We start from the raw sequence: 12,101 nt of genomic DNA on the forward strand, positions 1-12,101 counted from the left end.
GCGCAGAGCCCCTTCAACCCACCGCCGCCGTATCCCGGAAAACCAGTACCTTCAGCGACCGCTCCTCGTCCACATCGGCGAACGCCGCCGGGTTGGGAACGCGTTCCACGAACGCCAGCGAAGGCGCCTGGGATCGCATCTGCTCGCGCAGAAACTCCATCCCGAGCTCCGGCGCGTTCAGGCACAGCAGGGCGTGGCCGCCCGGTATCAGCAGTTCCGGCAGGCGCCGCATGAGCCGCGCATAGTCCTTGGTCGCGACGAAGCTGCCCTTCTGGTAGGACGGCGGATCCACGATCACCAGGTCGTACGGCCCGCTGCGCGTGATCTTGCCCCACGAGCTGAAGATGTCATGCGCCAGAAAGCGGGCACCGGCGACCAACCCGTTGAGCTGGTGGTTCTGCTGCCCGGTGGCTATGGCACCCCGGCTCATGTCCACATTCACCACCTCCGCCGCGCCCGCCTGCAGCGCGGCAACCGAAAACGCACAGGTATAGGCGAACAGGTTGAGCACCCGAGCGCCGCGCCCGGTGCGTGCGCGGTGGTTCGCCACATGCGCGCGCACCCAGCGTCGCCCTTCGGCCATGTCCAGGAACAACCCGTGGTTCTGCCCGCGCAGCACCTGGACGCGCAGGCGTGCGCCATCCTCGGTGACCACATGCGGCTCGGGCACCTCGCCCGCCATCAGCCGCGTATCGCTGCGGCCCTCGATGCGCAGCGCCTCACCGCGGTGCTGGAACACCCAGTTCAGCGGCTGCCCTGGCGCCACCTGCTGCCAGCGCGCGCGCAGGGCGCCGTCGATGGTGGCGAGTGCGTCGTCCGTCACCGGGGCGAAGCTGGTGAGCACCAGCACGGGTGGATAGGCATCCAGCGTCCACTGCTCGCTGCCGGGAAACCGCCCGCCACGCCCATGGAAGATGCGGCAGGCCTCAACGGGCGGAGTGAGGGTGGCGATGGCGTCGAGCAGGGCTTGCATGAGTGTGGTCGGGCGCAAAGAAAAACAGGCATCAAAATGCCCTCTAACGCAGATTGTGCCAGCGCTAACAGCTATGGTTTTTACGTTATCGTCACGGTTTCATCCGCTCCGTTCAAGGCTTTTGCATGACCTTCGCTGACAACCTGCGCCAATTGCCCTCCATTGCCCACCTGGCCGCCCTGCAACTGCTGGACGACGCCGGCCAGGTGGTGGCCACCATTCCCAACCAGCCGGGCAAGACGGGCTCACTGACCGTGTACGCCGCGCTGGCCGCCAAGCACGGCGGCATCACCGTCGCCGCGGCGCAGGAAGGCCTGGAACTGTTCGCCGAACACACCGCCGATGCCCGCCAGCATCCCGGCAGCCATCCCAACATCGACCGGCTGCTGCAGGTGATCGAGACGGGCCAGGGCTACCGCGTGGCACTGGTGCAGGCCTGAACTGCCACGCACACTCGCCAACCCAGCACCTCATACTAAAAAACGCCTCCAGCCCTTGCACAGCAAGCGCTAGGCGCTATCAAAAGCATAAAAAAAGCAGCCAGAGGCTGCTTTTTTGCTACGGCCGCGGCCTTTACCTGCGCTGCGGCGGCACGTCCGTGCAACTGCCGTGGGCAATCTCCGCCGCCATGCCGATGCTCTCGCCCAGCGTGGGGTGCGGGTGGATGGTCTTGCCGATGTCCACCGCGTCGGCGCCCATCTCGATGGCCAGGGCGATCTCGCCGATCATGTCGCCGGCGTGCGTGCCGACGATGCCGCCGCCCAGGATGCGGCCGTGGCCGTGCGCCTCGGGGCTGTCGTCGAACAGCAGCTTGGTAAAGCCTTCGTCGCGCCCGTTGGCGATGGCGCGGCCGCTGGCCGCCCAGGGGAACAGGCCTTTCTTGACCTTGATGCCCTGCGCCTTGGCCTGGTCCTCGGTCAGACCCACCCAGGCCACTTCGGGGTCGGTATAGGCCACGCTCGGGATCACGCGGGCGTTGAAGGCGGCGCTTGCCAGTTCCTTGTTGCCCTGCAGTTCACCGGCGATGACCTCGGCCGCCACGTGCGCTTCATGCACCGCCTTGTGCGCCAGCATGGGCTGGCTCACGATGTCGCCGATGGCGAAGATGTGCGGCACGTTGGTGCGCATCTGGATGTCGACGTTGATGAAGCCGCGGTCCGTCACGGTAACACCGGCCTTGTCAGCGGCGATCTTCTTGCCGTTGGGGGTGCGGCCCACGGCCTGCAGCACCAGGTCGTACACCTGGGGCTCGGGCACCGTGACGCCGTCCTTGGCGGGCGCGAAGCTCACCTTGATACCCTCGGGCGTGGCCTCGGCGGCCACGGTCTTGGTATTCAGCATCACGTTGTCGAAACGGTGCTGGTTCATCTTCTGCCATACCTTGACCAGGTCGCGGTCAGCGCCCTGCATCAGGCCGTCCAGCATCTCCACCACGTCCAGGCGCGCGCCCAGCGTGCTGTACACCGTGCCCATTTCCAGGCCGATGATGCCGCCGCCCAGGATCAGCATGCGTTTGGGCACGTCCTTGAGCGCCAGCGCGCCGGTGGAATCCACCACGCGCGGATCGTCGGGCATGAACGGCAGGCGCACGGCCTGGCTGCCGGCGGCGATGATGGCGCGCTTGAACGCCACCACCTTCTTGGCGCCGGTCTTGTCCTGGCTGGTGCCGGTGGTTTCCTCCACCTCCAGATGGTTGGCGCCGACAAAGTGGCCGTAGCCGCGCAGCACGGTCACCTTGCGCATCTTGGCCATCTGCGCCAGCCCGCCGGTCAGCTTGCCGATGACCTTTTCCTTGTGGCCGCGCAGGGTGTCGATGTGGACCTGCGGCGCGCCGAAGTCGATGCCGGCGCTCTTCAGGTGGCTCACCTCGTCCATCACCGCGGCCACGTGCAGCAGCGCCTTGGAGGGAATGCAGCCCACGTTCAGGCACACGCCGCCCAGGGTGGCGTAGCGCTCGACCAGCACCACGTTCAGGCCCAGGTCGGCGGCGCGGAAGGCGGCGCTGTAACCGCCGGGGCCGCCACCCAGCACCAGCACATCGCACTCCACGTCGGCACTGCCGCCGAAGCTGGCTGCTTCGGTTTTAGGAGCTGCTGGCGCTTGAACAGCGGGCGCTGGAGCCGGTTTTGACTCAGATGGCGGTGCGCTGGGCGTGCTCGCCGCGGCAGGGGCCGCAGCCGGCGCCGCCGCACCCTGCGCCACTTCCAGCGTCAGCAGCACGGAGCCCTCGGCCACCTTGTCGCCCAACTTGACCTTGAGCTCCTTGACCACGCCGGCGTGGCTGCTGGGAATCTCCATGGAGGCCTTGTCGGACTCCACGGTGACCAGGCTCTGCTCGGCCCGGATGGTGTCGCCCGGCTGCACCAGCACTTCGATCACGCCCACCTCGGCGAAGTCGCCGATGTCGGGCACCTTGATGTCGATGATTGCCATATGTTGTGCTCCGTCCTTACAGCAGGATGCGGCGGTAGTCCGCCAACACTTGGCCCAGGTAGGCGTTGAAGCGCGCGGCAGAGGCGCCGTCGATCACGCGGTGGTCGTACGACAGGCTCAGCGGCAGCGTGAGGCGCGGCACGAACTGCTGGCCGTCCCACACGGGCTTCATCTGGCTCTTGGACAGGCCGAGGATGGCCACCTCGGGCGCATTGATGATGGGGGTGAAATGCGTGCCGCCAATGCCGCCCAGCGAGCTGATCGACATGCTGCCGCCCTGCATGTCGGCCGCACCCAGCTTGCCGTCGCGGGCCTTCTTGGCCAGCTCGGCCATCTCGGCGCTGATTTGCAGGATGCCCTTCTTGTCGGCATCTTTCAGCACGGGCACCACCAGGCCGTTGGGCGTGTCGGCCGCAAAGCCGATGTGGAAGTACTGCTTGTAGACCAGGGCGTCGCCGTCCAGGCTGGCGTTGAACTCGGGGAACTTCTTCAGCGCCGCGACCACGGCCTTGATGACGAAGGCCAGCATGGTGACCTTGACGCCGCTCTTCTCGTTCTCCTTGTTGGTGGAGACGCGGAAGGCTTCCAGCTCGGTGATGTCGGCCTCGTCGTTGTTGGTGACGTGGGGAATCATCACCCAGTTGCGCGACAGGTTGGCGCCGCTGATCTTCTTGATGCGCGACAGCTCCTTGCGCTCGACGGGGCCAAACTTGGCGAAGTCCACCTTGGGCCACGGCAGCAGGTCCAGGCCCACCCCTGAGCCACCCGCAGCGGGCGCCTTGCTGCCCTGCGCCTGGGTCTGCAGCGCACCGCTCATCACCTGGCGCGTGAAGGCCGCCACGTCATCCTGCGTGATGCGGCCCTTGATGCCCGTGCCCTTGACCTCCGCCAGCGGCACACCCAGTTCGCGGGCGAACTTGCGCACCGAGGGGCTGGCGTGCGGCAGGCCCGGCGTGGGCGTCGAGGGCTGGTGGGCCGGCACGGGCGCCGTTGCCGTTGCCGCAGCCGGTGCGGGCGCGGAGGCCTGAGCCGCCGCGGGTGCGGCAGCGTCCGTAGCGGAAGCGGAAGCGGCCGCTGGTGTAGAAGCCTGCGCCGGGGCGGCGGCCGGTGCAGCGGCGGCACCTTCAAGCACCGCCACGAGGTCGCCCACGTTGATCTTGTCGCCGATCTTGACCTTGAGCTCCTTGAGCACGCCGGCGGCGGGCGAAGGGATCTCCATCGAGGCCTTGTCGGACTCCACGGTGAACAGCGACTGCTCCACCTTGACCGCATCGCCGGGCTGGACCAGCAACTCGATCACGGCGACGTCCTTGAAGTCACCGATGTCGGGCACACGCACCTCAACCGCGCCACCACCCGCAGCAGGGGCGGCGGGTGCAGCAGGCGCGACCGGCGCTTTCGTTTCGATAGCTGCCGGCGCTTGTGCGGCGGGCGCTGGAGCCGGTTTTTCATCAGAAGCAGCGGCTTCGCCCGCAGCCTCCAGCACGGCGATCACGCTGCCCTGCTTGACCTTGTCGCCCAGCTGGACCTTGAGTTCCTTGACCACACCCGCGTGGCTCGACGGGATTTCCATCGAGGCCTTGTCGGACTCCACGGTGATCAGCGACTGCTCCGCCTTCACCGTGTCGCCCACCTTGACCAGCAGCTCGATCACGCCGACTTCGTCGAAGTCGCCGATGTCGGGAACCTGGATGTTTACCAATGCCATGTCGTGTCTCCCGGTCTTCAGGCGTGCAGGGGGTTGATCTTCTCGGTCTGGAGACCGTACTTGGCAATCGCCTCGGCCACCTTCTCCTTGGGCAGCTTGCCCTCGTCGGCCAAGGCGCTGAGCGCGGCCACGGTGATGTAGTGGCAGTTGACCTCGAAGTGCTCACGCAGGCGGTAGCGGAAGTCGCTGCGGCCAAAGCCGTCGGTACCCAGCACGGTGTAGGAGCGCCCTGCGGGGATGAAGGCGCGGATCTGCTCGGCGTAGTTCTTCATGTAGTCGGTGGACGCCACCACGGGGCCCGGGCGGCCGCCCAACTGCTGCGCCACGAAGGACACGCGCGGTGTCTCCAGCGGGTGCAGCAGGTTCCAGCGCGCCACGTCCTGGCCCTCGCGGGTCAGCTCGTTGAAGCTGGTGCAGCTCCACACGTCGGCCTGCACGCCCCAGTCGGCGGCGAGCAGCTTCTGCGCCTCGATCGATTCGCGCAGGATCGAGCCCGAACCCAGCAGCTGCACGCGCTTGTCGCCGTCCGCGCCGGCCTTGCACAGGTACATGCCCTTGATGATCTGCTCTTCCGTGCCCGGCTGCAGGCCCGGCATGGCGTAGTTCTCATTGAGCAGCGTGATGTAGTAGTAGACGTTTTCCTGCTTCTCCACCATGCGCTTCAGGCCGTCCTGCATGATGACCGCCACCTCGTGCGCGAAGGTCGGGTCGTAGCTCACGCAGTTGGGAATGGTGTTGGCCAGGATGTGGCTGTGGCCGTCCTCGTGCTGCAGGCCTTCGCCGTTGAGCGTGGTGCGGCCCGACGTGCCCCCCAGGATGAAGCCGCGCGCCTGCATGTCGCCCGCGGCCCAGGCGAAGTCGCCAAAGCGCTGGAAGCCGAACATCGAGTAGTACACGTAGAACGGGATCATGATGCGGTTGTTCGTCGAATACGACGTCGCCGCAGCGATCCACGAGCACATGCCGCCCGCCTCGTTGATGCCTTCCTGAAGAATCTGACCGGCCTTGTCTTCCTTGTAGTACATCACCTGGTCGCGGTCGACCGGGGTGTAGAGCTGCCCCTTGGGGTTGTAGATGCCAATCTGGCGGAACAATCCCTCCATGCCGAAGGTACGCGCCTCATCCACCAGGATGGGCACCACGCGCGGACCCAGGGCCTTGTCCCGCAGCAGCTGCGTGAGAAAGCGCACGTAGGCCTGGGTGGTGGAGATCTCGCGGCCCTCCGCGGTGGGCTCCAGCACGGCATTGAACGTCTCCAGCGCCGGCACGGTGAAACTCTCGTCGGCGTGCGTGCGACGCTGCGGCAGGTAGCCGCCCAGAGCCTTGCGGCGCTCGTGCAGGTACTTCATTTCCGGCGTGTCGTCGGCCGGCTTGTAGTAGGGCAGCTTGTCCAGCTCGCTGTCGGGGATCGGGATGTTGAAGCGGTCGCGGATGTACTTGATGTCCTCGTCCGACAGCTTCTTGGTCTGGTGCACGGTGTTCTTGCCCTCACCGGCCTTGCCCATGCCATAGCCCTTGACGGTCTTGACCAGCAACACCGTGGGCTGGCCCTGGTGTTCATTGGCCGCATGGAAGGCGGCATACACCTTCTCGGGCTCGTGACCACCGCGGCGCAGTTCCCAGATTTCGTCGTCGCTCAGGTGCTCCACGAGCTTGGCCGTCTCGGGGTACCTGCCAAAGAAATGCTTGCGGATATACGCACCGTCCATGGCGCGGTAGGTCTGGTAGTCGCCGTCCAGCGTCTCCATCATCAGCTGCTTGAGCTTGCCGCTCTTGTCGCGTGCCAGCAGCTCGTCCCAGCCCTTGCCCCACAGCAGCTTGATGACATGCCAGCCCGCACCGCGGAAGTCACCCTCCAGCTCCTGGATGATCTTGCCGTTGCCGCGCACCGGGCCGTCCAGGCGCTGCAGGTTGCAGTTGATAACGAAGATCAGGTTGTCCAGGTTCTCGCGCGCGGCCAGGCTGATCGCGCCCTTGCTCTCGGGCTCGTCCATCTCGCCGTCACCCAGAAAGATCCAGACCTTGCGGTTCTCGGTGTTGGCGATACCGCGGGCATGCAGGTACTTGAGAAAGCGCGCCTGGTAGATGGCCATCATCGGTCCCAGGCCCATGGACACCGTGGGGAATTGCCAGAAGCCCGGCATCAGCTTGGGGTGCGGGTAGCTGGACAGGCCCTTGCCGCCCACTTCCTGGCGGAAGTTTTCGAGCTGGTCCTCGGTGATACGGCCTTCCAGGTAGGCGCGGGCGTAGATGCCGGGCGCGCTGTGTCCCTGGAAATAGATGCAGTCGCCGCCGTGGCTCTCGCTCTCGGCGTGCCAGAAGTGGTTGAAGCCCGCGCCCCACATGGAGGCCAGCGAAGCGAAGGAGCCGATGTGGCCGCCCAGGTCGCCGCCGTCATGCGGATGCAGGCGGTTGGCGCGCACCACCATGGCCATAGCATTCCAGCGCATGTAGGCGCGCAGGCGCTTCTCGATGGCGATATTGCCCGGGCAGCGGGCCTCCTGGTCCGGCTCGATGGTGTTCACGTATCCCGTATTGGCGGAGAACGGCAGGTCAATACTGCTCTGGCGGGCCTGCTCCAGCAATTGCTCCAGCAGGAAGTGGGCACGCTCCGGCCCCTCCTTGTCGATCACTGCCGACAGCGCGTCCAGCCATTCGCGGGTTTCCTGTTGGTCGATGTCGGTAGCGGTCAGGACTTTGGTCGGATCAGACATACCTGTCTCCTTGATTCAGTGGCAATAACGGTAATACGGGCGCGAGTTTCGCACAAATTTTCATCATTTCAAATGATGCTTTTTCATCTCTTAATATGAAAAATTGCTGCGATTGCACATTATTTCTTCAGATGAAATCGCCCCCGCGAAGCCTTTAAACTCCGCGCCCATGGAGTCCCCTGTCGCGCCCTCTTCCACCGTGTCTGCCGTTAAAACCCCGGCGCGCTGGTGGCGTGCCTGGTGGCGCAGCCTCTCGCCCACGCGCCAGGACCGGTTCGCGGCGCTGGCGCCCGTGGCATCGGTGCTGATGTTCCTCGCTGCCATCGTGGCCTCGTTCTGGTATTTGCGCACGGAAGAGGTGGAACGCGAGAAGGAAGCCCTCAGGCGCGACGTGGAATACGCCCAACAGCGCGTGCGTTTGCGCTTGCTGGAGCGGCAAGAGCAGATCATGCGCATCGCGCGCGATCTATCCAACCAGGATGTGGAGCGCGCGGACTTCGGCAGCCGCGCCGAGCCGCTCATCAGCCAATACCCCGAGCTGCAGGCCATCACCTGGATTGACGAGCGCCGGCGCATCCGCGCCAGCCACGCCGCGCCCGCCGTGACCAGCAGCCAGCTGCGCGTGGGCGGCGAGGTGCTCAAGCCCGGCGAGACCACCAACCTCTTTAACGCCGTCCGCGACCTGCAGCAGCCGCTGTATTCGCAACCCACGGCCACCGAGGGCGAGAGCGCTCCCCTGCTGCAACTGCAGGTGCCCCTGTCGCCTCAGGGCAAGTTCGGCGGCGTGGTGCTGGCGGAATACTCCATCGACAGCCTGCTGCGCTACGGCACTCCCACGGAGGTGCTGGCGCGCTACGCCGTCACGTTGCTGGACGGCAATGGCCGCACCTTAGCGGGCACGCCCCTGCCCCCGCGCACCAATGCGCTGCTGCCCTGGACCACCAAGGCCAACCAGTACGAGATCCCGGTCTCCCCGGTGGGCAACGGCCTCGTGATGCGGGCGCAGGCGTACCGTACGTCGCTGGGCGTGGTAGGCAGCGGGTTGTTCTGGCTCGTGGGCACGCTCAGCGTGATGACGGCATGGATGCTCATCGCCACCTGGCGGCACACGCGCAGGCGGCTGCAGGCCCAGGAAGCACTGGTGGCAGAAACCAACTTCCGCCGGGCGATGGAGAACTCCATCCTCACCGGCATGCGCGCGCTGGACCTGGAGGGCCGCATCACCTATGTGAACGCCGCGTTCTGCCAGATGACAGGCTGGACCGAGGCCGAGCTGGTCGGGCAGACCCCGCCCTACAGCTACTGGCCCGAGGGCGAATATGAGTCGCTGCACGCCAATCTGCGCGACGAACTCTCGGGCAAGACCGTGCCCGGTGGATTCCAGGTACGCGTGCGGCGCAAGAGCGGCACGCTGTTCGATGCGCGCCTGTACGTCTCACCGCTGATCGACGCACGCGGTCACCAGACAGGCTGGATGACCTCAATGACCGACATCACCGAGCCCAACCGCGTGCGCGAGCAACTCACCGCCTCGCATGAGCGCTTCACCATCGTGCTGGAGGCGCTGGACGCCTCCGTCTCCGTGGCGCCGCTGGGGAGCGAGGAGCTGCTGTTTGCCAACCGCCTGTACCGCCAATGGTTCGGCTCGCAGACCAGCGGCCACCTGCAACTGGTGGCGCAGGCAGGCGTGCTGCCCACCTCCTACAGTTCCGGCGGCATGGACGACGAAGATGGCCTGATGGGCCTGCCCACCGACTCGCTGACCAGTGCCCGTTCGGAGAACGCCGAGATCTATCTGCCCGATCTGGGCAAGTGGTTGGAGGTGCGCTCGCGCTACCTGAACTGGGTGGACGGCCGGTTGGCGCAAATGGTCATTGCCACCGACATCACGCCGCGCCGCCAGGCCGAGGAGCAGGCCGCGCGCCAGGCCGAACGCGCCCAGTCGGTCAGCCGCCTCATCACCATGGGCGAGATGGCCTCCAGCGTGGCCCACGAACTCAACCAGCCGCTCACCGCCATCAGCAACTATTGCAGCGGCATGGTCTCGCGCATCCAGGGCGGCCAGATCAGCGAGGAGGCACTGCTCACAGCGCTGCAAAAGACCGCCCACCAGGCGCAGCGCGCCGGCCAGATCATCCAGCGCATCCGCGCCTTCGTGAAAAAAAGCGAACCCAACCGCACGCTGGCCGACGTGCACGAGATGGTGAGCGAAGCGGTGGAACTGGCCGACATCGAGTTGCGGCGCCACAACGTGCACCTGACGCACTACGTCGCCGCCCGCCTGCCCCAGGTGATGGCCGACACGATCCTGATCGAGCAGGTGCTTATCAACCTGATGAAGAACGGCGCCGAGTCCATCGCCCAGGCCCACCGCCCCCCATCCGGGCGCAGCGTGGAGCTGCGCGTGGTGCCGCGCCATGTGGATGGCCGCGGGGTGATCGAGTTTTCGGTGCAGGACACGGGCAAGGGCCTGGCCCCGGAAGTGCTGGCGCACCTGTTCGAGGCGTTCTTCTCCACCAAGAGCGAAGGCATGGGCATGGGCCTGAACCTGTGCCGCAGCATCGTCGAGTCGCACCAGGGCCGGATGCACGCGGAGAACCTCTACAATGGATCGGAGGTCACCGGCTGCCGGTTCTCCTTCTGGCTTCCGCTCGCCACTGCTGCGGATGCCACTATCAATTCCGCAGCAACGTCAACCCCAAGGACTATTGCATGAGTTTGATTCCGAAAAAAGGCACCGTCTATGTCGTCGACGACGACGAAGCCGTCCGCGACTCGCTCCAGTGGCTGCTGGAGGGCAAGGACTACCGTGTACGCTGCTTTGATTCGGCGGAATCGTTCCTCGCACGCTATGACCCGCGCGAAGTCGCCTGCCTGATCGTGGACATCCGCATGGGCGGCATGACGGGCCTGGAGCTGCAGGACCGCCTGGTCGAACGCAAGTCGCCCCTGCCCATCGTCTTCATCACCGGTCACGGCGACGTCCCTATGGCCGTGAACACCATGAAGAAAGGCGCGCTGGACTTCATCCAGAAACCCTTCAACGAAGAAGAGTTGCTGGGCCTGGTTGAGCGCATGCTGGACCATGCACGCGAAGCCTTTGCCGACTACCAGCAGGCCGCCAGCCGCGACGCGCTGCTGTCCAAACTCACCAGCCGCGAGGCGCAGGTGCTGGAACGCATCGTTGCCGGCCGCTTGAACAAGCAGATCGCCGACGACCTGGGCATCAGCATCAAGACGGTGGAGGCGCACCGCGCCAACATCATGGAAAAGCTCAACGCCAACACCGTGGCCGACCTGCTCAAGATTGCCCTGGGGCCAGGTAGCGCCAAGGCCTAATTGCTCCGTTTTCAATAGCTGCCTGCGCATACCAGACAAGCGCCAGGCAGCTTTTTCATTTGTATCGTGGATTCATCAATGACAGCCCAACTGATCGACGGCAACACCCTCTCCCGCCAACTGCGCACTGAAGTCGCCGCGCGCACGGCCGCGCTGAAAGACCGCGGCATCACCCCTGGCCTCGCAGTGGTGCTGGTGGGCGACAACCCTGCCAGCCAGGTCTACGTGCGCAACAAGGTCAAGGCGTGCGAGGACGTGGGCTTTCACTCGGTGCTGGAAAAGTACGACGCCAGCATGACCGAAGAACAGCTGCTGGCGCGCGTGCAGGCGCTGAACAACGACCCCAGCATCCACGGCATTCTGGTGCAACTGCCGCTGCCCAAGCACATCGACGACCACAAGGTCATCGAAGCGATCTCGCCCCTCAAGGACGTGGACGGCTTTCACGTCGCCAGCGCCGGTGCACTGATGGTGGGCGAGGTGGGCTTCAAGGCCTGCACGCCTTACGGCTGCATGAAGATGCTCGAATCCATCGGTATGAAGGACCTGCGCGGCAAGCACGCCGTGGTCATCGGTCGCTCCAACATCGTGGGCAAACCCATGGCCATGATGCTGCTGGCAGCCAACGCCACCGTCACGGTCTGCCACAGCGGCACGGCGGATCTTGCCGCCATGACGCGCCAGGCCGATGTGGTGGTGGCTGCCGTGGGCAAGCGCAACGTGCTCACGGCCGACATGGTCAAACCCGGCGCCGTGGTGATCGACGTGGGCATGAACCGCAATGACGAAGGCAAGCTCTGCGGCGACGTGGACTTCGAGGGCGTCAAGCAGGTGGCGGGCTACATCACGCCAGTGCCCGGCGGCGTGGGCCCGATGACAATTACCATGCTCCTGGTGAACACCCTGGAAGCGGCTGAGCGCCTCTGACGCGAGG

8 protein-coding genes are annotated in these 12,101 nt (G+C 65.6%); 4 read left to right on the top strand and 4 right to left on the bottom strand.

Annotated elements, in window-relative coordinates:
• Window positions 1-13: 13 nt before the first annotated feature.
• The gene (locus AC1PPL_RS01895; protein ID WP_479972482.1) at window positions 14-973 is read right to left on the bottom strand and encodes a class I SAM-dependent methyltransferase; all 960 of its coding nucleotides are present in this window, start codon (window positions 971-973) and stop codon (window positions 14-16) included.
• Window positions 974-1,098: 125 nt separating this feature from the next.
• Here AC1PPL_RS01895 and AC1PPL_RS01900 point away from each other — a divergent pair, with 125 nt between their 5' ends.
• The gene (locus tag AC1PPL_RS01900; RefSeq protein ID WP_011805338.1) at window positions 1,099-1,413 is read left to right on the top strand and encodes a DUF2322 family protein; all 315 of its coding nucleotides are present in this window, start codon (window positions 1,099-1,101) and stop codon (window positions 1,411-1,413) included.
• 133 nt (window positions 1,414-1,546) lie between these two features.
• Here AC1PPL_RS01900 and lpdA read toward each other — a convergent pair whose 3' ends face one another.
• From lpdA to aceE, 3 genes are read right to left on the bottom strand one after another with little or no spacing between them, the layout of a single operon-like run.
• Window positions 1,547-3,406 carry a dihydrolipoyl dehydrogenase gene (gene lpdA, locus AC1PPL_RS01905; RefSeq protein WP_479972483.1) on the bottom strand — a complete coding sequence of 620 codons (1,860 nt, stop codon included), beginning with the start codon at window positions 3,404-3,406 and terminating at the stop codon, window positions 1,547-1,549.
• 16 nt (window positions 3,407-3,422) lie between these two features.
• A complete protein-coding gene (gene aceF, locus AC1PPL_RS01910; protein ID WP_479972484.1) occupies window positions 3,423-5,114 on the bottom strand; it encodes a dihydrolipoyllysine-residue acetyltransferase in 1,692 nt (563 codons plus the stop codon).
• 17 nt (window positions 5,115-5,131) lie between these two features.
• Window positions 5,132-7,828 carry a pyruvate dehydrogenase (acetyl-transferring), homodimeric type gene (aceE, locus tag AC1PPL_RS01915; protein WP_479972485.1) on the bottom strand — a complete coding sequence of 899 codons (2,697 nt, stop codon included), beginning with the start codon at window positions 7,826-7,828 and terminating at the stop codon, window positions 5,132-5,134.
• Window positions 7,829-7,997: 169 nt separating this feature from the next.
• On the opposite strand from aceE, the gene AC1PPL_RS01920 reads away from it, so the two are divergent.
• The 3 genes from AC1PPL_RS01920 to folD all read left to right on the top strand — a co-directional run bounded on the left by AC1PPL_RS01920 (window position 7,998) and on the right by folD (window position 12,094).
• Entirely contained in the window at window positions 7,998-10,544 is a 2,547-nt protein-coding gene (locus AC1PPL_RS01920; RefSeq protein ID WP_015913204.1) for a PAS domain S-box protein, read from the top strand.
• On the top strand, window positions 10,541-11,167 hold the full coding sequence (locus AC1PPL_RS01925) for a response regulator transcription factor (protein ID WP_011805358.1): 627 nt from the start codon (window positions 10,541-10,543) through the stop codon (window positions 11,165-11,167). Before AC1PPL_RS01920 ends, AC1PPL_RS01925 begins: the two co-directional genes overlap by 4 nt.
• 78 nt (window positions 11,168-11,245) lie before the next feature.
• A complete protein-coding gene (gene folD / locus AC1PPL_RS01930; RefSeq protein WP_479972486.1) occupies window positions 11,246-12,094 on the top strand; it encodes a bifunctional methylenetetrahydrofolate dehydrogenase/methenyltetrahydrofolate cyclohydrolase FolD in 849 nt (282 codons plus the stop codon).
• The last annotated feature ends 7 nt before the right edge of the window (window positions 12,095-12,101 follow it).

It is taken from the genome of Diaphorobacter sp. B2A2W2 (genome assembly GCF_056730635.1).